Source organism: Fontibacillus forbon, assembly GCF_046559655.1.
Classification (GTDB): domain Bacteria; phylum Bacillota; class Bacilli; order Paenibacillales; family Paenibacillaceae; genus Fontibacillus.
Window position 1 is genome coordinate 38,042 of the sequence record NZ_JBKGFV010000009.1, and the last position, 23,937, is coordinate 61,978.

A 23,937-nucleotide genomic window follows, 5' to 3' on the forward strand; every position below is an offset into this window, starting at 1 on the left:
GGCCTATTGTCGTGCTATCTGAATATAGAGAGGTTTTTCTGGAGGAGCTTGAAGAACAGCTGCAACTGATGGATGAGGAAATAATGAAGCTTGAGCGGGAAGAGGATTCCCATGGCGTCGTGCAGAGCTTGTTCCGCGCGGCGCATACACTGAAAGGCTCCTCGGCGGCCATGGGATTTGACGTAATGAAGCAGTTGACCCATGAAATGGAGCAGTTGCTGGATCTGGTCCGAAGCGGAAAACGTGCCGTAACCGGAGCCCTGATCGATCGCCTGTTCCATGCCTTGGATCACCTGAAGCTTCTGAAATTAGATATCGTAGACGGCGGTGGCGGTGCAGGGATTGATATCTCTGTCTGTCTTCAGGAGTTGCATAGTTTTGCAAACGGGCCGGAAGAGGTGAAGCAAGGTGTCCAACAAGCTGATTCGCATGCTCATCCGGTGGCTGACAAAATGGAATCCGAGGCTTTGTGGACAAGTTCCTTAAAGCCGGTTCTTTTACTCGATACCCGGCTCAAAGTATGCGAATGCCAGGATCAGGGCCGGCAGGTAAACTGGATCTTTGTTCGGATCTCAAGCTCTTGTCCGATCAAGGGCGCGCGGGCATTTGTGATTCAGTCCAGTTTGGCCGAATGGGGTGAAGTGTTATATACCCATCCGGAGCTGGAGGAAATGGAGGAGCATAGCTCGGAATCGACCGAGATTGCCTATCTCCATGCGGGCGATCGCAACCGGGAGGAACTGCGGGCACTGACCATGGATTTAATGGATGTGGAAACGGTGCGGATCGAGCCCGTAGCCGCAGAAGAAATCGAACTGGTGCAGCCCGCTCCTGCGTTTTCCGCTCCCAAAACGGCAGGGCAAGAAGAGAGTTCCTCTCCTGCCAAGTCCAAACAGCAGACGATTCGGGTTAGTGTCGAACGACTGGAGCATCTGATGAACCTGGTCGGCGAGCTGGTGATTGATCAAACCCGGATTCATCAGGTAGAACGCATCCAGAGAAGGCGGTTTACGGATGACTCGGTGGAGGAACTGGGACATATCTCCGACCATTTGTCCCGAATTATCGGAGACTTGCAAGAGAGCGTGATGAAAACCCGGATGCTTCCGATTGAGCAGCTCTTTAACCGGTTTCCGCGGATGATTCGAGATCTGTCGCGGGATTTGGGCAAAGAAATCGAGCTGGTCATCGAAGGAAAGGACACCGAGCTCGACCGGACGCTGATTGAAGAAATTGCCGATCCGCTAATCCATTTAATCCGAAATGCGGTAGACCATGGTATCGAAGCTCCCGGAGTACGCGAAGCGGCCGGCAAGTCGCCGAAAGGGACGCTGACGATCCGGGCTGCCCATGAAGATAACCAGGTCGTCATCTACGTAGAAGACGATGGAGCCGGTATCCACGCAGAGAAGGTCAAATCTTCAGCGATTGCCAAAGGGGTAATTACGCCGGAGGAGGCTTCGTATTTGTCGGAGCCGGAAGCGGTCGAATTGATTTTCCGGCCGGGTTTCTCGACGGCATCGGTCGTCAGCGACGTATCCGGGCGGGGCGTGGGAATGGACATCGTCAAGAGCCACATTGAGAAACTGAACGGACTGATCGAAATCCATACGGCAATCGGCAAGGGAACAACGTTCAAAATCAAATTACCCTTGACCTTGGCCATCATCGAAGGGCTTCTTGTCAAACTTGCGAAACAAACCTACATTATTCCCATGAGCAATATTTCGGAAATCGTCAGAGTCACCCGGGATGACATCGTTACGGTGCGGGGACAATCGGTCATTTTGCTCCGCAATCAGGTTATTCCGGTCGCCCGGATTCATGAGTACTTTCATTTGCCGGTAACGGAACAGGTCAAGCAGAATATCTCCCTTGTCATTGTAGGGTCTGCCGAGAAGCGCCTGGCTTTGGTGGTGGATGAATTGATCGGCAATCAGGAGATCGTGATCAAGTCGCTTGGTTCCTATATAGGCAAGGTAACCGGGATTGCGGGCGGAACGATTCTTGGTGACGGAAGTGTTGCGCTGATCATGGAGATAGCGGGAATTATTAGTAAAATCGGCGGGAAAACCGTGTCTTAAACAAAAGGAGGCGAGGCGAGGATGGTAACCTCTCTGCAGCCGGATCAAGATTTTGCACGGTTTGTCCAGCTCGTAAAGACAAAGTCGGGCATTGATTTGGCTTTATATAAAGAACCGCAAATGAAACGCAGACTGAGCAGCCTGCGCGAGAGAAGAGGCTATGCGAGCTTTGTTGATTTTTTCAACGCATTTTCTGCCCAGCCTGCTCTGTATGGTGAATTTCTGGACCAGATGACGATCAACGTATCGGAATTTTTCCGGAATCCACAAAGATGGGACGTTCTGAGGGATAAGATCCTGCCCGAGCTTTTGAAACGCAGCCCAAGACTGAAATGCTGGAGTGCCGCCTGCTCGACAGGAGAGGAGCCGTATTCCATAACGATGTTGCTATCCGAGTTTATGAATCTGAAGGAAATTCAGCTGTTGGCCACGGATTTGGACCAGAATGCCATTGGAAAAGCAAAAATCGGAAACTATCAGGCGGCCGCGGTCAAGGACGTGCCTAAAGCGCATTTGAACCGATTTTTCACAAAACAGGGTGAACGGTATCTGATTTCGGAAGAAGTTAAGCATTGCGTGCAGTTTAAGCAGCATAACCTGCTTGCCGACCGCTATGAAACAGGGTTTGACCTGATCGTTTGCCGGAATGTGCTGATTTATTTTACCGATGAAGCGAAAGAGATTATCTTTTCTAAGTTTAGCCAGGCTCTGAAGCCGGGCGGTTACTTGTTCATCGGAGGAACGGAGCAGATCTTTCAACCGCATCAGTATGGGCTGGAGGCTACGGAAACCTTTTTTTACAGAAAGCAATAATTCAATTTAACTAAAGGAAGATACCAGTCATGGGGAAAATCAAAGTACTCGTCGTTGACGACTCGTTGTTTATGCGCAGGATGATCGTTCGGCTGGTAGAAGAGGATGAAGATATTCAGGTCGTCGGCACGGCCCGCAATGGGGCCGAGGGCGTCAGGATGGTCAAAGAGTTGCGGCCTGATGTAGTTACGATGGATATTGAAATGCCGGAAATGAACGGAATCGAAGCGCTGGGAAAAATCATGGAAGAACTGCCGACGCGGGTCATCATGCTCAGTTCCCTCACCAGGGAGGGGGCCGAAGAAACGATCACGGCGCTGCAAAGCGGGGCGGTTGATTTTATACCGAAGCCTTCCGGATCCGTCGGGACGGGACTGGTCGGGGCTCGGGAAGAGATCGTCGGCAAGATCAAGGCAGCGGCACGGACCCAGCTTTCGGTGCTGATTGCCGCGCGCCGCGGAGGAACCCCGCAGGCCGCATGGGAGCCCAAGCGCGTTGTCTCGGATGGGGCAAAAGAGTTCCGTCAAATCGTAGCGATCGGGACTTCGACGGGCGGTCCCAAAGCCTTGGAAACAGTGCTGACGGGACTGCCGGCGGATTTCCCGTATCCCGTCCTGGTTGTTCAACATATGCCGCCGAAGTTCACGCTGTCTTTGGCTCAGCGGCTGAACAACCTGTGCCGGATCCGGGTCGTGGAAGCGGAGGACGGGCAGTTGGTGCAAGGGGGAACCGCCTATATTGCACCCGGCGGCTACCATATGACGCTGGTCAGACGGAAGGATGAGGTTCGTATCGTTTTGCACCAGGAGCCGCCGCAAAACGGCCATCGACCTTCGGTGGACGTCATGTTCGATTCGGTATCCGCCTTGCCGGGATTAAAGAAGCACTACGTGCTGATGACCGGCATGGGCAGCGACGGCGCCAGGGCAATGGCGCAGGCCAAGCGGCAAGGAGCCGAATCCACGATTGCGGAAGCCCAGGACACCTGCGTCGTGTTCGGCATGCCGCGGGCGGCGATCAGTCTCAATTGCGTCGACCACGTCGTGCCCGTGACGGTGATTGCCGCAAAAATCCGGCAATTGACAAAGGTTTGATAACAACAGGGGCATTCCTTAGTTAATAAGGAATGCCCCTGGTTTTGTCGACAACCGAGACATAAGGGTTGTCCTGGTAATAGAAGCGCCACGGCATGTCGGCGTATTCCGCCGCATAGGCGATGTTGATGCGCGGCGCCGCAAGGATGATGGCCGAGCCGCCGCCCCGGGCCGGCGGCTCGGCCGGGGTGCCCGCTGCTTCCAGCCGCAGCGGGCTGTCGCCGCTGTGCAGCAGCACGCCGTTGAGCGACTTGTCGATGTTAAGGGCCCGGCACAATTTGCCGGGTCCCCCTGACAAGTCCCCCGGCCGGCGGGCGCGGGAGCCGCGATAGGCGCGCATGAGCGCCTCGTCTCCCGGCGTCAGCGGCTCCACGGCCCGAATCAGGACGGCCTGCGGGTCGTCCTGCGGCCCTGTGACCACATTCAGGCAGTGGTACATGCCGTAAATCAAATAAATATAGGCGGCTCCGCCCTCGGCGAACATAATTTCGGTACGGGCCGTCCTCCGGCCCCCGTACGCATGGCTCCCCTTATCCTCCACGCCGCCGTAGCTTTCCGTCTCGACGATCCGGCAGCGGATAATCTCGCCTTCCTCGGTCTCGCGGACGAGCGTCTGCCCCAGCAACCGGGGCGCCGCCTCCAGCGCCGAAACGGCATAAAAAGAAAGCGGGAGCAATTCCCCCGCGTTAAAGCAGCCAGGTTTAGACTTCATAGGCTTAGGCCTCCTCGGATTTTTGCCATTCCGAAAGTATTTGTTTAGAGATCCCGGAATGACGTTCAACCCCCGTCAGGTTTACCTTTATATTATAAAAATGGCCTTTTAGAGCGCAAGGCAAAATGGCTTTAGATAGCCCACCGTAAAATTAACTGGAAAATATGTAGTTAATTTCGAGCAAAAAGCTCTTAAAGATCAATTAACTGGAAAGCCTACAGTTAATTCTGCATTTTTTGCCGATTCGGCTGACTTTACTCCGAAATAGATGGAGGTTTTCCATCTAATTCAATCCAGTAGCCGAATCGGGTCAAACTAACTGTAGGAAATCCAGTTAATGTTGTGGCGCATGCACACGGCACTTAACCCAGCACAACAGCATCCTATCCCCAAGAGAGTTCACTCGCCGCGCCCCTACTAGTTACTCCTACATGAACTAACCTAGCACAACAGCAGCCTGTCCCCAAGAGAGTTCAATCGCCACGCACCAACTAGTCACTCCGACGAGAACTAACTAACCCAGCACAACAGCATCCTATCCCCAAGAGAGTTCACTCGCCACGCACCAACTAGTCACTCCGACGGGAACTAACTAACCCAGCACAACAGCATCCTATCCCAAGAGAGTTCACTCGCCGCGCGCCAACTAGTCACTCTGACGGGAACTAACTAATCCAGCACAACAGCAGCCTGTCCCCAAGAGAGTTCACTCGCCACGCACCAACTAGTCACTCCAACGGGAACTAACTAACCCAGCACAACAGCAGCCTATCTCCGAGCGAGTTCATCCGCCTCATATCAACTACTACTCCGACAAGAAACTACCTGCGTTCCTCACCGTTCTAATCCATCCACCAGCGTTTCAAATCGCTCCACCAGGAGTGGCTTTCCGTTTTGTCCTTGACCGGCAGCGGCTCGGCAGGCTGTTCGCCTTCGCCGTGAGCGGTGCAGAATTCGGTCGGCTCCGTGCCTTGCAAGAAAACCTCCAGCTTCTTGTCCGGGCAGTCGGCGGTCGCGAGCTTGCCGGTGGCGGAGTCGATGTAGACGCTGACTACGCCGTCCGGCATCGGAAAAATTTTCGGCGGCACCTTTTCCAGCGCGTTCTCCATGAACTTGGCGAAGATCGGTGCCGCCCGGCGCGACTCGGCCGTGCCGAGCGTCTTGCCCTTGTCGTAACCGACCCAGACGGCCGTCGACAGCTCCGGCGTAAACCCGACCAGCCACGCGTCCGTGCTGGTCGTTCCGGTTTTGCCGGCCACCGGCCGCTTGATCTCGGCCGATACCCGGTTGCCGGTGCCGCCGGTTTCAAACACGCTTTCCATCAGCTGCGTGAGCACATAAGCGGCGGCCGGATCGATCACTTGCTCCTGCTCCTTCATTTGAGGAGCCCTATAGAGCGTATGCCCTTCTTCATCCGTAATTCTCAGCACGGCGACGGGAGTGACCTTCCGCCCCTGATTGCTGATGACGGAAAAGGCGGCGGCCATTTCGAACGGGCTGATCGGGGAAGTACCCAGCGCCAACGAAGGCACGGGCTCCAGCGGGCTGGTGATCCCCATTTTTTTGCCCAACTGAATCACTTGCTCGGCCCCTACGGTCAGAATGGTATTGACCGCATAGATATTGTCCGATGCCGCAATCGCTTTGCGCATATCGATTTCGCCAAGATACTTGTCCCCGTAGTTTTTGGGACTGTACGTCTTGCGGTTGTCGTCATAGTGGAATAGCGTGGGCTGGCTGTTAAAGGTGCTCACGGCAGTCATCTTTTTCGATTCCAGGGCCGCTAGATACATAATCGGCTTGAAGCTGGAGCCGGGTTGCCGGGTGGTGGCAAACACGTGATTGTACTGGCTTACCCTGTAATTTGCTCCGCCAACGAGGGCTTTGACGTACCCGTTCCGTGGATCGATGGACACGAGCGCCGCTTCCAGGTCGGGGCTGTTTTGAAGCTCCGATGCTACGGCCGCTTCGGCAGCACGCTGCGCATCCATGTCCAGCGTCGTATAGATACGCAGCCCGCCATGCTCCAGCAAGCTTTCTTCAAAACCCAGCTCATGCACCACAATGTTCCGGATGTAGTCCCGGAAATAAGGAGCCTCCTCGGTGCGGGTCCGCTGCTGCGGAGATTGAAAGGACAACAGATGGTTATAGGCCTCGTCGGCTTGTTCTTGCGTAATCAATCCAGTCTCTTTCATGGCGGCCAGAATGATTTTTTGGCGGTCCTTGGCATTTTTCATATGGTTGTAGGGCGAGTAGTAGGTAGGTCCTTTGGGGATGCCGGCCAATATGGAGCTTTCGGCCAGATCGAGATCTTTAGCGGACTTGCCGAAATACATTTGCGACGCCGCTTCAATGCCGTACGCTCCGCGCCCGTAATAAATCTCGTTCAGGTACATATTCAAAATTTCATCTTTGCTGTATTTCATTTCAAGCTGTGCCGTAAGCTTGGCTTCTTTAAGCTTGCGTGACCAGGTTCGTTCGTGGGAGAGATAAAGGTTCCGGGCCAATTGCTGGGTAAGCGTGCTGGCTCCCTGGACTTTGTCCATTTCTTTCAAATTGACCAGCAGCGCCCGGAGCATTCCTTTCATATCAAATCCGTAATGATCGTAAAATTTCCGGTCCTCCACCGCCAAGGTCGCTTTAATCAACCACGGCGATATCTCATCCAGATCCACATGCTTCCGGTTCCGCTCGCTGCTTGAAAAGACGGTCACAGCTTGTCCGTCGAGGTCGATCAGCTGCGAATTTTTGGCCGAATCCGCCGGAGGAAGGCTGGCTTGCGATAAATATAACAGCACAATGCCGAGTAACGTCACTCCAAATAAGCCGGAGTACAAGGTATATTTCATTAGCTTCAGAAGCCGGCTGCGCCGCGGTTTGCGCTGGCTGCGGACAAGTTTATGCATTAGGGACCTCCTCTTTTACTCCCGGCCACGATAATTAAAAGGGAAAATCGCCGGATATAGCGCTAAATACGCAGCATGTACATGCTGGATAATTCTAGTATGGGATAGATTATTAAGGTTATTCATTAAGGGCGAAAGGACCATTTATCATTGTCTCATTGACGATGATAATCATTATCAATTAGAATGAAGCTTAATTACCTATCACATTAGAATGAGGCTTATTACTTATGAAAGGTTCATTACTTATCAGGCCTGATTATTGATGAAGCTTATTACTATACGATACTTGGGAGGGTTGACCTTGGATTGGGAGGGATATGCGGATTTCTGGAATCATGCGCTGATCAAGATTACGGAAATCCGGCATTCGGCGGTAAGGCCATGGGGTCAGGAAACTTCTTTGTTCCCGTCCAGCGGGTATTTGCTTGTGGTGCGCGGGAAAGGCAGCATGCGGCTGAATAAGTCCAATCATGGCATTGACGGATTCTGTCTTTTGCATGCCGGCAAAGGCGCCTTTTTATCCATAGAAGCAAGCGATGAAGAAATCGAATACTATGCCATATTTTATCAAGGAGAAATTCATGCACCGACCGGCAAGGTCAAGAAACTTTCGCCTTCCAAGAATCCGATGAAGCATAATCGCGTCTGGATCCCGGAAGCCCCCGTCGTTCTGTTTCAGATTGTCCGGGCGTTGTATTCGGATTGGAATCGGGGGCATGTGCCCGCACTGAACCAACTTTACGCCAAATCCCGATTTTATGAGTTTGTTTACGAGCATATCCGCCAGCTTCAGCTAAGGGAAAGTTCCTCCAAACCTCTCGATGTGGCGGAACAGATCCTCCATTACATTCACAAGCATTACAACGAGCCGATTTCCCTGGAAATGCTCGCCAAGAAGTGGAACTACAGCATGCAGTATCTTTCCAAGCAGTTCAGGCAGAGTACGGGAAAAAGTCCGATCGACTATGTCATCCAGGTGCGGATCGACAAAGCGAAGGAAATGCTGTCCGGTACGGGGGCAAGCACGCAGGAAATCGCCTTGGCCGTGGGTTATACGGATGTATTTTACTTTAACAGGGTGTTTAAAAAGCAGACCGGGCTGACGCCCGGACAGTATAAAACCGAGGTATCCGCTGGAAGAACAGATTCAGATCTTACATGGACTACATTCATATCCTCCATTGGCGGGATGCCCCTGCATCGTTATATTAATAATGATAATCATTATCAATACAGCGAAAAAGGGGATATATACATGTTTAACGGTTCAAGATCAACCAAACTGCTAACCTTCATGCTTTGCTTTACATTATTGCTTACCGCTTGTTCGGGAGGGGGCGCAGCCGAGAACCGGAATTCAGCGGCTAAAGCCGCAGGACAGGAAGTGGAAGCGACCGGACAAGAAGCAGGCGGGTCGCAAGCTTCGAATAAGGCAAGCACACGAACAGTATCTACGGTGATGGGAGAAGTCGAAGTGCCTGCGGAGCCTAAACGGGTGGTGGCCGATTGGTATCTCGGCGATATTTTGGCGTTGGATGTAATGCCAGTTGGGGTCAGTAAGACGCTGCTCGATTACGGTGCATTCTTGAAGCCGCTTGTTTCTGCGAGCGTTGAGGATATAGGCCTGGACGGTCAGGTGTCTCTTGAAAAAGTAATGACTCTTTCCCCGGACCTGATCATTACCTGGGATCAAGAGGCGTATGAGAATTACTCCAAAATTGCCCCTACTGTCGTATTCGATTCAACTCAATATAAGGATATTCATGAAGAAATAACTGCCATGGGCGAAATCTTGAACAAGCAGGACAAGGCCAAGGAGTGGCTTGCTGATTTTGACCAACGCAAAGAGGCCGCGCGCAGCAAAATCGATCAGGTTATTCCCGAAGGAGCCACTTTCACCATCGTGGATTATGTAACGGTAGAGAAGTTCGCAATGGTCGTGGGCGATTTGGGAGAACGCGGAGGAAAAGCCATCTATCAAATTCTGGGACTCACGCCTGCTCCAAAGGTGAAAAGCGAGCTGATCGACAAGAAGGAGAGCCGGGTCGAATTGTCTTGGGAAACCGTTGGCGATTACGTCGGCGATTACGTGATCGTTCTGGTCAATGAAGGCCAAGAACCACCCAAGCTTCCGTCGACCTGGACCTCGCTTCCGGCAGTGACCAATAATCGCGTGTATGAGATCGAGATGAAGAAATATTTTGCCTCCGACCCGATGTCGGCCCTCTTGCAGGCGGAAGAAATTGCGGACAAGCTGGCTGGGGACACGAAAAACTAGTTTGGAATGTCAAAAGGAGGAGGAACTAATCGATGTATAAAAAAGCAGCAACCCCGCTGATCCTGACACTTCTGCTTGTGATGCCCTTGGTATTGGGCGCTTGTTCCTCAGCGAATAAATCCGCCTCGGGCGCCGGGGAACCGGATACGGCCGGGCAGACCGATACAGGCGCTTCCGCCGGAACCAAAAAGATCGATACCGTATTCGGCGAGGTTGAAATTCCGCTTCAACCGCAGCGGATCGTCGCCTTGGATTACTTGTCCGCCGTCGTTTCTCTCGGATTAAAACCTGTGGGAGCCCCGCAATATTTTATTGATAATCCTTATCTGGGCGATAAAACGGCAGGCATTGAAAGCGTCGGCGACTGGGATCCGTCCATGGAAAAGATCGTTGCCCTCTCGCCGGATTTGATCCTTACGTTCAACAACGATCAGAGCGCTTACGAGAGTTATTCCAAGATCGCTCCAACGATCGTGGTTCCCTACAATACTTATAAAAACGCGCACGAAGAAATAGAAGGCCTGGGGAAAATGCTCGGCCGGGAGAAGGAAGCCAAGGCCTGGCTGGAAGAGTATGACCGACGCGCAGAAGCCGCCAGGGCGAAATTGAACGGGGTTATCGGTCCGGAGGAGACCTTTACGCTGATGTCCATCGACGAGAAGAAAATGAATCTTTTCGCGGATAATTACGGCCGGGGCGGCCAAGCGATTTACAATGTGCTTCAGCTTACGCCTCCGGAGATCATCAAGAACGAAATTTTTGGAGATACGCAGGTGAAAAGCCTCTCGCTCGAGGCGGTTAACCAGTATGCGGGCGATCATATTTTCCTGAACATTCCAAAGGAAAAGATGGGTTATCAAGGCGATAAGATCTGGCAGTCGCTTGAGGCGGTGAAAAACAACCGTGTCTATGAGCTGGACAGTGACCGCTACTACTACTACGATCCGGCGGCCGTGATTGGACAAGCCGAGGAAATTGCCGATTTGCTCGTTACGCGAAACTCCAAGCAAGCAGAATGAAAGGTGACGTACGATGAACACCCATGTCCAATCTTTAACGAGGGAGCTTCCGCAAAAAGCCAAAACTTTACGGTCACGGCCGCTGGCAGCCACCCTCATTCTGATCGGGGGGACCGCAGTCCTTCTCTTGAGCATCGCCTTATCCATCTGTTTCGGGGCGGCGGATATCCGGCTCCCCGTGGTTTGGTCGGCGTTTTTCCATTTTGATCAGGCAGCGACCCAGCATCAGATCATTTGGGAGCTTCGCTTGCCCCGCGTATTGGGCGGGGCTTTGGTCGGCGCATCCTTCGCGGTTGCCGGAGCGATCATGCAGGGAATGACGCGCAACCCTATGGCCGACTCCGGACTGTTGGGGCTGAATGCGGGAGCGGGCTTCGCGCTTGCGCTGTGTTTTGCCTTTTTTCCCGGCTTGCCGTTTTTGTATCTGATCCTGTATTCCTTCGTCGGAGCGGGGCTGGGCGCAGGGGTTGTTTACGGAGTCGGTTCCCTGGCCAAAGGGGGATTGACGCCGATCCGCCTGATCCTGGCCGGCTCGGCGCTCAGCGCTCTGCTTAGCGCTTTGAGCGAAGGGATCGCGCTTCACTTCAATGTGGGGCAGGATATTGCCTTCTGGGTTGCCGGGGGCGTCGCCGGTACGAAATGGTACCAGCTCAAAATCATGGTTCCCTGGGTCGGAGGCGCCCTCCTCGGCGCTATTGTCTTATCCCGCTCCATTACGATGCTGAGCCTCGGGGAGGACGTTGCCAAGGGATTGGGCCAACGGACCGGGCTCGTCAAGCTTACCGCGACGGTCATTGTGCTGATCCTCGCAGGTTCGGCAGTTTCCGTGGTCGGCCCGGTGGGCTTTGTGGGCTTAATCATTCCTCATCTTACGCGCTACTTGGTCGGCGTAGACTATCGGTGGATTATCCCCTGCTCGGCCGTTCTGGGAAGCTTGCTGGTAGTATTGGCCGACTTGGCCGCCAGGATGATCAATCCTCCGTACGAGGTGCCGATAGGGGCTCTCATTTCTTTGATCGGCGTTCCTTTCTTCCTGTATTTGGCCCGCAAAGAAAGGAGGGAGCTCTAAACATGGAGATGGAAAACAACCTGCCGGTGAATCCGCTTGGCAAAAAACAAAATAAAAAGGGAGTTTTTGTCCTTTCCATACTTGGCCTGCTGATCCTCGTCTCGTTCATGATCAGCATGAATACGGGCTTCATCCGGCTTTCGCCCGTGGATTTAACGCATACGCTGCTGGGAAAAGGCACGGCCCAACAGGAGCTGATCCTGTTCGACTTCCGCCTTCCGCGGATCGTGATCTCCGTGTTGATCGGCGCCGGACTAGCGGTTTCCGGTTGCGTGATGCAGGCCATTTCGCGCAACGCGCTTGCCGACCCCGGCATCTTGGGGATTAACTCCGGCGCGGGGTTGATGGTGATGTTGTTCATCTTCCTGTACCCCAGCGCTTCCGCCGTCCCGGCACTGCTCTTGCCGGTGCTGGCTATGGCAGGGGGAGCGCTGACGGCAGCCGTGGTATTCGCCCTGTCCTATAGCCGGCACAAAGGCATTATGCCGACAAGACTGCTCCTTACCGGGGTTGCCGTGGCCGCAGCGATCAGCTCCGCCATGATCGTCCTGACGCTAAGACTGAGCCCGGAGAAATATCAATTCGTAGCCACCTGGCTTGCCGGCAGCATTTGGGGAACAAGCTGGAAGTTCGTACTAAGCCTGCTGCCGTGGATCGTTGTTCTGCTCCCTTATGTCTTTTATAAGGGAAGGGTCTTGAATGTGCTTAATTTGGGTGAAGCTACTGCAACCGGCCTAGGGACCTTCGTATCCAGGGAACAGCTTAAGACGCTGGCCGCCGCCGTAGGCCTTGCCGCCTCCTGCGTGTCGGTCAGCGGGGGCATCGGGTTCGTGGGCCTAATCGGCCCCCATCTGGCCCGCAGGCTGGTCGGCCCCAAGCATCAATGGCTGCTGCCCGCGTCGGCTTTGGCGGGAGCGCTGCTGGTGCTCACGGCGGATACGATCGGCAGATGGATTTTGCAGCCGACGGAAGTGCCTACGGGGATCGTAGTGGCCGTAATCGGCGCCCCCTATTTCTTGTACCTGCTGGTCAAGACCAAGAATTAACTTAACAAACATCGGGAAAGAGGGGAGGCACCGACATGTTGCGGCGTTTTTTTGAATACTATCGCCCTTATAAAGGATTGTTTATTCTCGATTTCTCCTGTGCCATCTTTGCCGCTTTGCTGGAGCTGGCATTTCCGCTGGCGGTGAATCAAGTGGTGGACACGCTGCTGCCGAGCGGGAACTGGAGATGGATTTTTTACGCCTGTCTCGCTTTGCTGGGGATCTATGCAGTGAGCTCGTTCTTTCATTACGTCGTCACCTATTGGGGTCATAAACTGGGCATCAACATCGAGTCGGATATGCGGAAAAAGCTGTTTGACCGCGTGCAAAAGCTGTCCTTTCGTTTCTTTGACAACAACAAAACCGGGCATCTTGTGTCACGGATGACTAACGATCTGATGGATATCGGCGAGATCGCCCACCACGGACCGGAGGATTTGTTCATTGCCGTCATGACGCTGGCCGGGGCGTTCGGCATTATGCTCGGAATCAACTGGCAGCTTGCGGTGCTCACTTTTATCATCGTGCCGTTGATGATTTATTTGTCGCTCTTTTTCAGCCGGAAAATGTCCCGGGCCTTCAAAAAAATGTTTGCAGATATCGCCGATTATAACGCCCGCGTTGAGAACAACGTAAGCGGAATCCGCGTCGTACAGGCCTTTGCCAATGAAAACCATGAAATCGCCAAGTTTGCGGAAAACAACGAACGCTTCCGGATAACGAAACTGCTCACTTACCGCATTATGGCCTGGAACTCGTCGCTCAGTTTTATTTTGATGAAATTCGTGTCGCTGTTCGTACTGATGTGCGGAACCTGGTTCGTGATTCAGAAACAGATGACTTACGGAGAATTCATCGCATTCGTGATGCTGTCGAACGTATTCTTGGGTCCGATCGAACAGATTAACCGGGTGATTGAGACTTATCCGAAAGGCATCGCGGGGTTTAAACGGTATCTGGAACTGCTGGAGCTGGATCCCGATGTGGCCGATGAGCCCGGAGCGGAACCCGTTCAAAAGGTAAAAGGAGATATATCTTTTAAAAATGTGACCTTCGGCTACGAGCATAAAGAAAAGATTCTGAAAGGCTTGAATCTGGATATTGCGGCGGGAGAAACGGTCGCTCTGGTAGGTCCTTCAGGGGCCGGGAAAACCACGTTATGCAGTTTGCTGCCGCGTTTTTATGACGTGGACGAGGGGACCATCACAATGGATGGCCGGGATATCAGGAGCATCACCTTGGAATCGCTGCGGTCGCATATCGGGATTGTGCAGCAGGACGTGTTTCTGTTTGACGGGACGATCCGTGAAAATATCGCCTACGGCGATCTCGGCGCGACCGAGGAAGCTATTTGGGAGGCCGCCCGGATGGCGCAGCTTGAAGAGCTGATTCTCGAGCAGCCGCAAGGCATGGACACCATGATCGGCGAGCGCGGCGTGAAGCTCTCGGGCGGCCAGAAGCAGCGCCTGTCGATTGCGCGCATGTTCCTGAAGAACCCGCCGATTCTTATTTTGGATGAAGCGACTTCGGCTTTGGATACGGAGACGGAGGCGGCCATTCAATTGGCCTTGTCCAAGCTGGCGAAGGGAAGGACGACGCTGATCATTGCGCACCGCCTGGCGACGATCAAGGACGCCGACCGGATCATTGTGGTCGCCGAGCAGGGAATCGCCGAGGAGGGGACGCATCATGAGCTTATGGAAGCCGGTGGAGCCTACAGCCGCCTGCACCGGGCCCAATTCGGCATGGCGGAGCAAGTCTCCTGATGACAGGAGAAGCAGCGATGGACGTAACTAGGAGCAAATTTGCACTGGAGGAGTATAAGATGTCGACACCATTGGATCTATATGACGTTACTATCATCGGAGGAGGACCCGCGGGAATGTATGCCGCTTTTTACAGCGGGATGCGGGACCTCAAGACGAAATTGATCGATGCGAACTCAAAGCTAGGGGGACGCATGCTGATCTATCCCGAAAAAATGATCTGGGACGTAGGCGGCGTAACGCCGACGCTCTGCGGGACGCTGATCAAGCAATTGGAGCAGCAAGCGAAAACCTTCGATCCGACGATCGTGCTGGGCGAGCAGGTGACCCGGCTTCAGAAGCAGGAGGACGGCACGTTCATTCTGATCACGGAATCGGGCCAGCGGCACTGGACGCGGACGGTCATTATGGCGATCGGCTACGGGATCCGGAAAATGGCCAAGCTCGAAATTGAAGGATCCGACCGGTATGAAGTGACGAACCTTCATTATACGGTGCAGGAGTTGGAGGTATTCCGCGGGAAGAAGGTACTCATTTCCGGCGGAGGAGACTCCGCGGTGGATTGGGCCAACGAGCTGGAGAGCATCGCGGCCCGGGTCACGATCGTTCACCGCCGCGAGGAGTTCGGCGGACACGAACGCAACGTAGCCCGGATGCGGGCTTCCTCCGTGGATGTGCGTACTTCTTGTCTCGTCGGTAAACTGCACAGCCAGGACGGCAAAACGATCGGGCAAGTCACGATCTGTCACGTCGACGGGATCTCCGAGGATACGATCGATGTGGATGCCGTTGTCGTCAATCACGGGATGCGCAGCGACTTTGGCCCGATTCGGGAATGGGGGCTGAACATGGGCGAGTGGACGGCGGAAGTTTCGGGGAAAATGGAAACCAACATTCCGGGCGTTTTTGCCGCGGGTGATTTCGTCGACTACGAGACCAAGGTCCGGCTGATCGCCGGGGCCTTTACGGATGCGGCTTTAGCCGTGAACAGCGCCAAGCTGTACATGGAGCCGGATGCTGATAAGGTAGCCTACGTTTCCTCCCACAACAGCCGCTTTAAAGAGAAGAATCGCGCTTTGGGCGTGGTGGAGGATGCATAATTGGGTATAGAAACGGTGAAGCTTCCGATAATAGGGAGCCAGCCGTTTTTTATTGCGTAAATTAGCGGAAACATTTGGCGGCAAATCACTCGCACAGCGAACACCAACTGTGTTATTATCAATTTTGTTTGGTATGGGTGAACGATGATTCAAACACTATTCTGGCGGAAAGAAGGGTTGTAAGATGGAATTGTGGTATACGGAGAAGCAAACGCCCGTCTTCGGCATTACAGCAAAGATTCGTGAAACTTTAGTGACGGAGAAGACGGATTTTCAAGACCTGGCGATGATCGATACCGAAGAATTCGGGCGGATGCTCGTGCTCGACGGTATGGTGATGACGACGGTTAAGGACGAGTTTGTTTATCATGAGATGGTGGCCCATCCGGCGCTGTTTACCCATCCGAATCCTAAGCACGTGCTTGTCGTAGGCGGCGGCGATGGCGGGGTGATCCGCGAAGTGATCAAGCATCCCCAGGTGGAAAAGGCCGTTCTTGTTGAAATTGACGGAAAAGTCATCGAATATTCGAAAAAATACTTACCGGAAATCGCCGGCGAACTGGACAACCCCAGGGTTGAGGTTCAGGTGAACGACGGATATATGCATATTATCGAAAGCAAGAATAAATACGACGTGATCATGGTCGACTCGACCGAACCTGTGGGCCCGGCGGCTCCGCTGTTTGAACGCGGATTTTACCAGGGCATCCACGAAGCGCTGAAGGAAGACGGCATTTTCGTTGCGCAAACGGACAACCCTTGGTTCAAGGCCGACCTGATTCAGAAGGTCAACAAGGACGTCAAAGAAATCTTCCCGATCGTCCGCGTATATGGTGCCAACATCCCTACTTATCCAAGCGGTTTGTGGACGTTCACCATGGGCAGCAAAAAGTATGATCCGCTCGAGGTCGACGAGACGAAGATCCCGGACCTCGATACGAAATACTATACGCCACGTTTGCATAAAGCAGCCTTCGTGCTGCCGAAATTCGTGGAAGATCTTGTGAAATAGAGGGAGAGAAAAAGAATGAAACTGGATCAAGCTTATTCAGGTAACGTATTTATTTGTAGTTCGGAGGACTATGCGTCTTCCAAAGCGGTGATTTACGGGATGCCGATGGATTTCACGGTCAGCTACCGTCCCGGGTCCCGGTTCGGTCCGGCCCGCATTCGTCAGGCTTCGGTAGGATTGGAAGAATACAGCCCTTACCTGGACAAGAGCATCCTTGACGCTACTTATTTCGATGCGGGCGATCTCCTGCTGCCGTTCGGCAACGCCGGACGCAGCCTGGAGGTGATCGGCGAGTACGTCCGCGGCTTGCTGGCCGACGATAAATTCCCGATCGGTCTCGGCGGCGAGCATCTTGTGACTTGGCCGGTGATCCAGGCGATGTATGAGAAGTATCCCGACCTGGCGCTGATTCATATCGACGCGCATGCCGACTTGCGCGAGCATTACGAGGGTGAGCCGCTGTCCCACTCGACGCCGGTCCGTAAAGCGGCCGAACTGATGGGCGGCAAAAACATCTACCAATTCGGCATCCGTTCGGGTTCCAAGGAGGAATTCCAATACGGACGCGAAAACATTAATTTCTACCCGTTCGACGTAGCCGCGCCGTTGAAGAGCGCGCTGCCGAAGCTCGGACGCCGTCCGGTTTACGTGACGATCGACATCGACGTGCTCGACCCGTCCTGCGCGCCAGGCACGGGTACGGCGGAAGCCGGCGGCATTACGTCGAAGGAATTGCTTGAGGCCGTGCATCTGATCGCGGGTTCCGACGTGAACGTCGTCGGCTGCGATCTCGTGGAAGTGGCCCCGATCTACGATCCGACCGAGCAAACGCAAATCGTGGCGGCGAAGCTGATCCGCGAAATGCTGCTTGGATTCGTGAAGTAAACGAAGCTACTTGAAAGCCTTCGAAATATAAACTTAAGCGCCTCCTCTCGTAAACCTGGTTTGCGGGCAGGAGGTGCTTTTTCATTTTCTCCTGAACACAGGTTGTCCCACTTTTCTTCGAAACGGGTAATAGTAAGGTAACGGAGGTGTCGAAGTATGAACAAACAACAAGTCCGGTTTTGGCTTCTTCCGGTGCTATGCATTGGCTTGATCCTGGGCATAGGGACTACCCCTGGTTTATTGCCGACAAAAGCGACTGCAGCCGAGGAAGGCAAGTGCGGGCAGGGCGATCACGGATTACTGCAAAACCTGAAACGGCAAAGAGCGGGTGCCGATCAGGATCCTCTTAAGTTCAGCGACATTGACTTTTTGAGTACATCGACAGGACGTGCAGCCGGGAACGGCTTTTTGATCGGGACGTCGGACAGCGGCTGCCATTGGCAGGAGATTTATACGGGGCAGTGGCAGTTTGAGCAGATCGATTTTCCGGACAATGTGAAGGGCTGGGCTTTGGCCCGGGCGGGAAAATCACAGAATCTCAACTTGATACGTACCAAAGACGGGGGCTCGAAGTGGGCTAACGTTTATACCGCAGGACAATCCCTGCAACGAATCGATGTTCATAATGCCGAGACTGTAGTCGGGTATACAAGGAACGCGGTCTATGTGACCAAAAATGGCGGAAACGCTTGGTCCCGGATTCCGACGCCCGCCAATACGCGGGCTGCGCTGTTTCCTGCGGATGGAGGCCTCAAGCGGGGATGGGCCATGACGGTGAAGCCCGGCGGAGGAATCCAACTGATGAAGACCGTGGACGGCGGACGCCATTGGCGTGAGTCGCTAGCCGTCTCGGGAGGCATCGGCGGTGAAATTTATAGCAGCGGCGAACAGGTATGGGCGCTTGTGCGCGGGGAATCCGGCATGTCGCAGGTTTCCTATTCCCTTTACACCAGCGCGGATGACGGGAAGAACTGGACCCGCGTCGTCGCTCAAAGTACCGCCGGCGGCGGACCGGCACCCGGTTCGGGAAAGGCCGTAGCGGAGCGGGGACCGGCGAATCCCGGCGGACATCCCGGGAATCTGGTCATCGCGGACGGCGCCGTTTACCTGGCCGGAGGTTCTCCGGCAGCGGGCAAGGTCGGAGTGGGACGCTCTTTTAACGGAGGCAAAACCTGGAGCAACGTCCCGGCAACGCTTGCCGGATTTGACGCGAAAATTGCTTTTCCGGCAAAGAAGACCGGCTGGCTCGCCGTCACCAATCCGGATGACGCGGCGATCTATTTTACCAAAGACGGCGGGGTTAGCTGGAATATCAAGTTTGATTTATAGAGGTTGTTCAAAAAGTCACCTTTTGATCACGAAGCATTTCAGGATCCTTAACCGACATCGAATCTTGAATTCAGGCGGGCCAAGAGGATGCTTTCGAAGTATGTTTCCTTCGGAAACATTTGAGGTGCTCACGTAGGTTTTGCCTACGCTCCGCTCCTCAGTCCCGCCTTCATCCAACCTTCTCGGTGCTAAAAAGTCGACTTTTTGAACACGTATTTAAACGGCAAGTAACGTGAAACATTCATATATAAGTATCAACGCAAAGCACATGGAGAGAGCCCGGTTTCTGACCGGGTTTCTTTTTTCTCCTCACCTTGGTAGAACCTCACCCGTATTGAATTGAAACAATGAACTGGATATAGTAGTACAATAGGATACAATGTAATATATAGAATGGGGATTTGGGACATGCCGGATCAGAGCAGAGCCAAAATTGTGGTCACGAGCCGCCAGAACGGAGAGGAAACTCTTCAGGAAGTGACGGGAGAGGTCTTTGTCCGGGGAGATGCGGCCTACATTAAATATGAAGAACCCGAGCCGGGGCCGACCGGGGGAACGACGCGAACGATGGTCAAAATTTCCGGTGGCGAGCTGAAAATCATGCGCCACGGCGAAGTGGAGTCGGAGCAGACGTTTCAGGTCGGACGCAAGCTGCCCGGATTTTACCGTTCTCCGTTTACGAAGTTCAACCTGTCCACTCACACGCGAACGCTGGAGACGCGGCTTAACGGAGCCTTTGGCCATATCGCTTGGGAATACGATTTATTTGTGTATGAAGAATTGTCGGGACATTTCGCCATTAGTTTACATATACGGGAGGAAGTTTAAATCATGAGTCAAAATCCATTGGAACAAATTAACCAGGCCCTGAAGGATGCCGTCATTGAAGCGATTGCCGGCGCCGGGCTGGCGCAGCGCGAAGAAATACCGGCCATCGTGCTGGAAGTGCCTAAAGACAAGGCGCACGGGGACTTCGCTACGAACGCGGCTATGCAGTTGTCCCGGATCGCGAAGAAAAACCCGCGCCAGATCGCGGAGGACATTCTGAGCCATCTGGATTACGCCAAAGCGGGAATCGAGAAAGCCGAAATCGCGGGACCGGGCTTCATCAACTTTACGCTCGGCAAAAGTTATCTCTATCCGGTAGTAGAGCAAGTTTACGCCCAGGGAGAGAATTACGGCCGCATTACCGTTGGCAACGGGCAGAAGGTCGAAGTCGAATTCGTCAGCGCCAACCCTACGGGCAGCCTGCACCTTGGACATGCCCGCGGAGCCGCGGTGGGCGATGCGCTTTGCAACGTGCTTGATTTTGCCGGTTACGAGGTAACCCGGGAGTACTATATTAATGATGCGGGCAATCAGGTGGCCAACCTGAGCAAATCGATCGAGGCCCGTTATTTGCAAGAGCTAGGACAGGATGCCGAGATGCCGGAGGACGGCTACCACGGCGAGGATATTAAAGGGTTTGCCAAGGAGCTTGCCAAGGAGAAAGGCGACCTGCTATTGGCGCAATCTCCAGAGGAACGCGAGGCGTTCTTGCGGAAATACGGCCTGGAGAAAGAGCTGGCGAAGATCCAACGCGATCTCGGCCGTTTCCGCGTCGGCTTTGACGTTTGGTTCAGCGAAACGTCGCTGTACGAGAACGGTCAAGTCGAGGCCTCGCTGAAGGAACTGGGCGATAAGGGCCGGACTTACGAGCAGGAAGGGGCGACCTGGCTGCGGACGACCGAATACGGGGACGACAAAGACCGCGTTCTCGTCAAGAACGATGGAACCTACACCTATTTGACGCCCGATATTGCCTATCACCGGGATAAATACGAACGCGGCTATGACCGGATGATCAACATCTGGGGCGCCGACCATCATGGTTATATTCCCCGCGTGAAGGCGGCCATGCAGGCGCTCGGCAAGGATCCGGAGAAATTGACGGTCTTGATCGCCCAGATGGTCAGCCTGTTCCAGGACGGCGAGAAGGTGAAAATGTCGAAACGGACCGGCAAAGCGGTAACGATGGTCGATTTGATGGACGAAGTCGGCGTCGACGCCATCCGCTATTTCTTTACGATGCGCAGCATGGACTCGCATCTTGATTTCGATATGGATCTGGCGATTTCGACATCCAATGAAAATCCGGTGTATTACGTGCAATATGCTCACGCCCGGATTTGCAGCATTTTCCGTCAGGCGGAAGAGCAAGGGGTTGCGATCCCGTCGCCGGAGAGCGTGAACCTGCAAAAATTGACGGCGGAACACGAATACGATTTGCTGCGGAAAATGGGCGAACTGCCGGAAGAGATCGGCGTTGCAGCCGAGAACTATGCTCCGCATCGTCTCGTGCGCTATGTGTATGAAATCTCCGCCATGCTCCACAGCTATTACAGAGCGGAACGCGTCATTACGGAAGACGCGGAGCAAACCGCAGCGCGTCTCGTACTGCTGGGTGCCGTTCGCACAGTCATCGCGAACGTGCTGAAGCTGATCGGCGTGTCCGCGCCGGAACGGATGTAGCCCATCACGCGCCTGCGGCGGCCAGCCGTGATTGACAAAAACCGTCAGGGATTAGGATTTCCCTGACGGTTTTTTGCTGGCCGTGGCCGGCTTGCCGCGCAACAGGCGCGCGGCGTTGACCTCCCCGGCGGCGAGCTTCGCTTTAGTCGACGGGGAATGCAATGGGCGGGCTGTGCGGCGCAGCCGCCTCTTGATTTCCCCCGGCGACAATCCCGGACGATGCGCCAGAAGCAGGGCGATCGATCCGCTTACATGGGAAGTTGCCATGGAGGTGCCGTTCATTTCGCGGTAGCCTCCGCCAAGCCAGCAAGATTTGATCTTTTCCCCCGGTGCGTAAATATCGATACGGGGGCCGTGATTGCTAAAGGGCGCGATTCTTCCGTCCTTGCCGGTAGCTCCGACGGAGATGGTATGGGGGTAACGGGCCGGATAATCGGCGCCTCTGCTTTTTTTGTCATTGCCCGAGGAGGCTACGACGACGATGCCTGCGTTGTAGGCCCGGCGAACGGTGTTCTGCAAGGACTGGCTTTTGCTTTTCATGCCAAAGCTCATATTAATGATGTTCATGCGGTTTTGAACGCACCAGTCTATGCCGAGGATAATATCCGATACATAGGCGGAGCCGTTGTGATCGAACGCCTTTACGGGATAGATCAGGGAACGGGGAGCTACGCCCATCATGCTTTTGGAACCGCCCGAGGCGGCGATGGTCCCGGCGATGTGCGTGCCATGGCCGTTATCATCGAAGGGAAGACTCATCTGGTTCAAGAGATTGACGCCTCTGGCGAGCGAACTCCGGAGATCGGGATGATTGAAATCGGCTCCCGTATCAATGACGCCGATGCGGACCTGATTACCTGTCGAGACCGACCAGGCGTCCGGAGCGCCAATGCGCCGCACCCCCCAAGGGGTGCCTGTGGATGGTTCCTTGTTTTGAACCGCGGCGGAGTGCACGGCAACCCGGGCATCCTCCTCGACGAGCAGACCGAACCGTCTCCAGGCTTCTCCCCCCGGCAGGGATGCGGGGCAAAAGATAGCCTGAAGCAATGAGGAGGTGCGTACCCGCCGCAAGGCCGGATATTGGCGTCTTTTTGCCCGCAATTGTTTCACGAATTCGGCAAATAGCGTCGGATGCGGAAAGCGGATAATGCGGCGGCCGCTTTTTCCGGAGGTGTCGATGTGTTCATTCAAATACCGCAGGAAGTTGGAGTAGTCCATTATGAGTAGCCCTCCTGACGAAGCGTGTTGCAGTATTGTATGACGGCACTCCACGGCCTGAATGGGAAAGAGGCCCTGCTCTTTGCAAAATGGGCATCTCTTGCAGGTGTGCGTAGAGAAATCGCTTTTATTTATGAAGTTGGGCCCGCATTCACCGTGTCAAAGCGGAAAACTGGACATAGGATATGGTGAAGGTCTTTTAGGCTTTCACCATCCTTCGGAGGGAAGGTTCAATTCCGTTCGAAGTGGATACAGTCAGGGGGCGGCGGACGACAGTCCACGCCTCTGTTTAATTTTCCGGATTTTTAAATGGGCGGTGACACGATTTGGGCATAACTAAAAACTTGCTTTTTAATGGCAAATAAGGTTTACTATTTTGTGATATGGATATGTTAGTTAGGAAATCAATCTTTATGTGAACAATGCGTGAGAGGAAGTGTCCGTTACGTGAGTACCCCGCTCAATTTGAAAATTGACCCGGAAAAAGTGCATGAGATTCCGATGGTCGACTTGGCCTTTATGATTCTGAAAGCGGCAAATACGCCGCATTATTACCGTGACCTCATGAATGAGGTAGCCAAAATCCGCGGCATGTCCGAGGAAGAAATCAACAACGCGATTGCGCAACTGTATACGGAAATTAATATCGACGGCCGTTTTGCTTGCGTTGGCACCAACTTGTGGGGCCTTAAACGCTGGTATCCGATCGAACGTTCCGAAGATCCGGTAGGCAATTCCAAGCGTCCGCGCATTATTAACGATGACGATGACGATCTGGACGATGATTTCACGGAAGAAGAAGATACATTTACTTCTGACGATGAAGATGAAGATTACGATGCTGTCGACGAAGATTCGGACGACGATTTGTTCTCCGACGACGATGACGATGAAGTTGAAGAAGTAGAGGACGATACGCTTCTCGATGATGAAGAACTGGACGAGGAAGACGAAGACTCGGACGACGCCGAAGACGAAGAAGATTTTGCCGAAGACGAAGAAAACTAATAAATAAAAGGCCCGGCCCAATGTTCACCATTTTGAACCCTGCCCTTCACTTGACAGAGGGGTGGGTAACGGGTAAACTATTGC

At 53.8% G+C, this 23,937-nt stretch carries 18 protein-coding genes; 15 read left to right on the top strand and 3 right to left on the bottom strand.

Translation table 11 applies throughout. From position 1 onward, the window contains the following. Window positions 1-11 precede the first annotated feature (11 nt). From ACLB09_RS24315 to ACLB09_RS24325, 3 genes are read left to right on the top strand one after another with little or no spacing between them, the layout of a single operon-like run. Entirely contained in the window at window positions 12-2,084 is a 2,073-nt protein-coding gene (locus ACLB09_RS24315; RefSeq protein ID WP_410772418.1) for a chemotaxis protein CheW, read from the top strand. A gap of 21 nt (window positions 2,085-2,105) precedes the next feature. Then, window positions 2,106-2,897, top strand: a complete 792-nt coding sequence (locus tag ACLB09_RS24320; RefSeq protein WP_410772419.1) for a CheR family methyltransferase — start codon at window positions 2,106-2,108, stop codon at window positions 2,895-2,897. A gap of 29 nt (window positions 2,898-2,926) precedes the next feature. Further along, on the top strand, window positions 2,927-3,991 hold the full coding sequence (locus tag ACLB09_RS24325; RefSeq protein WP_410772420.1) for a protein-glutamate methylesterase/protein-glutamine glutaminase: 1,065 nt from the start codon (window positions 2,927-2,929) through the stop codon (window positions 3,989-3,991). Window positions 3,992-4,013: 22 nt separating this feature from the next. Here ACLB09_RS24325 and ACLB09_RS24330 read toward each other — a convergent pair whose 3' ends face one another. Then, window positions 4,014-4,703, bottom strand: a complete 690-nt coding sequence (locus ACLB09_RS24330) for a DNA-3-methyladenine glycosylase (protein ID WP_410772421.1) — start codon at window positions 4,701-4,703, stop codon at window positions 4,014-4,016. Window positions 4,704-5,545: 842 nt separating this feature from the next. Further along, window positions 5,546-7,609, bottom strand: coding sequence for a transglycosylase domain-containing protein (locus tag ACLB09_RS24335; protein ID WP_410772422.1), 2,064 nt, complete (start codon window positions 7,607-7,609; stop codon window positions 5,546-5,548). Window positions 7,610-7,913: 304 nt separating this feature from the next. On the opposite strand from ACLB09_RS24335, the gene ACLB09_RS24340 reads away from it, so the two are divergent. The 11 genes from ACLB09_RS24340 (at window position 7,914) to argS (ending at window position 21,627) form a co-directional block, all read left to right on the top strand. After that, window positions 7,914-9,890 (top strand): AraC family transcriptional regulator, encoded by a 1,977-nt coding sequence (locus ACLB09_RS24340; RefSeq protein WP_410772423.1) that lies wholly within the window; start codon window positions 7,914-7,916, stop codon window positions 9,888-9,890. Window positions 9,891-9,922: 32 nt separating this feature from the next. Further along, on the top strand, window positions 9,923-10,909 hold the full coding sequence (locus ACLB09_RS24345) for an ABC transporter substrate-binding protein (protein ID WP_410772424.1): 987 nt from the start codon (window positions 9,923-9,925) through the stop codon (window positions 10,907-10,909). 13 nt (window positions 10,910-10,922) lie between these two features. Further along, window positions 10,923-11,978, top strand: coding sequence for a FecCD family ABC transporter permease (locus ACLB09_RS24350; RefSeq protein WP_410772425.1), 1,056 nt, complete (start codon window positions 10,923-10,925; stop codon window positions 11,976-11,978). A gap of 8 nt (window positions 11,979-11,986) precedes the next feature. Beyond that, window positions 11,987-13,024: a FecCD family ABC transporter permease gene (locus ACLB09_RS24355; protein ID WP_410772455.1), complete on the top strand. Its 1,038-nt coding sequence runs from the start codon at window positions 11,987-11,989 to the stop codon at window positions 13,022-13,024. Between the two features lie 35 nt (window positions 13,025-13,059). After that, window positions 13,060-14,790 (top strand): ABC transporter ATP-binding protein, encoded by a 1,731-nt coding sequence (locus ACLB09_RS24360; RefSeq protein WP_410772426.1) that lies wholly within the window; start codon window positions 13,060-13,062, stop codon window positions 14,788-14,790. A 59-nt stretch (window positions 14,791-14,849) separates the two neighbouring features. Continuing rightward, window positions 14,850-15,890 (top strand): NAD(P)/FAD-dependent oxidoreductase, encoded by a 1,041-nt coding sequence (locus ACLB09_RS24365; RefSeq protein ID WP_410772427.1) that lies wholly within the window; start codon window positions 14,850-14,852, stop codon window positions 15,888-15,890. 184 nt (window positions 15,891-16,074) lie between these two features. After that, complete coding sequence (gene speE, locus ACLB09_RS24370) at window positions 16,075-16,902, top strand: polyamine aminopropyltransferase (protein WP_211024709.1); 828 nt, start codon at window positions 16,075-16,077, stop codon at window positions 16,900-16,902. 15 nt (window positions 16,903-16,917) lie between these two features. Next, the gene (gene speB / locus ACLB09_RS24375) at window positions 16,918-17,787 is read left to right on the top strand and encodes an agmatinase (protein WP_410772428.1); all 870 of its coding nucleotides are present in this window, start codon (window positions 16,918-16,920) and stop codon (window positions 17,785-17,787) included. A gap of 156 nt (window positions 17,788-17,943) precedes the next feature. Further along, window positions 17,944-19,116: a beta propeller repeat protein gene (locus ACLB09_RS24380; protein ID WP_410772429.1), complete on the top strand. Its 1,173-nt coding sequence runs from the start codon at window positions 17,944-17,946 to the stop codon at window positions 19,114-19,116. Window positions 19,117-19,524: 408 nt separating this feature from the next. Continuing rightward, entirely contained in the window at window positions 19,525-19,944 is a 420-nt protein-coding gene (locus ACLB09_RS24385) for a YwiB family protein (protein WP_410772430.1), read from the top strand. A 3-nt stretch (window positions 19,945-19,947) separates the two neighbouring features. Then, window positions 19,948-21,627 (top strand): arginine--tRNA ligase, encoded by a 1,680-nt coding sequence (argS, locus tag ACLB09_RS24390; protein WP_410772431.1) that lies wholly within the window; start codon window positions 19,948-19,950, stop codon window positions 21,625-21,627. A 51-nt stretch (window positions 21,628-21,678) separates the two neighbouring features. On the opposite strand, the gene ACLB09_RS24395 is transcribed toward argS, so the two are convergent. Beyond that, window positions 21,679-22,845 (bottom strand): S8 family peptidase, encoded by a 1,167-nt coding sequence (locus tag ACLB09_RS24395; protein WP_410772432.1) that lies wholly within the window; start codon window positions 22,843-22,845, stop codon window positions 21,679-21,681. Between the two features lie 447 nt (window positions 22,846-23,292). Between ACLB09_RS24395 and rpoE the strand changes: the two genes are divergently transcribed. Continuing rightward, the gene (gene rpoE / locus ACLB09_RS24400; protein WP_410772433.1) at window positions 23,293-23,853 is read left to right on the top strand and encodes a DNA-directed RNA polymerase subunit delta; all 561 of its coding nucleotides are present in this window, start codon (window positions 23,293-23,295) and stop codon (window positions 23,851-23,853) included. Window positions 23,854-23,937 lie beyond the last annotated feature (84 nt).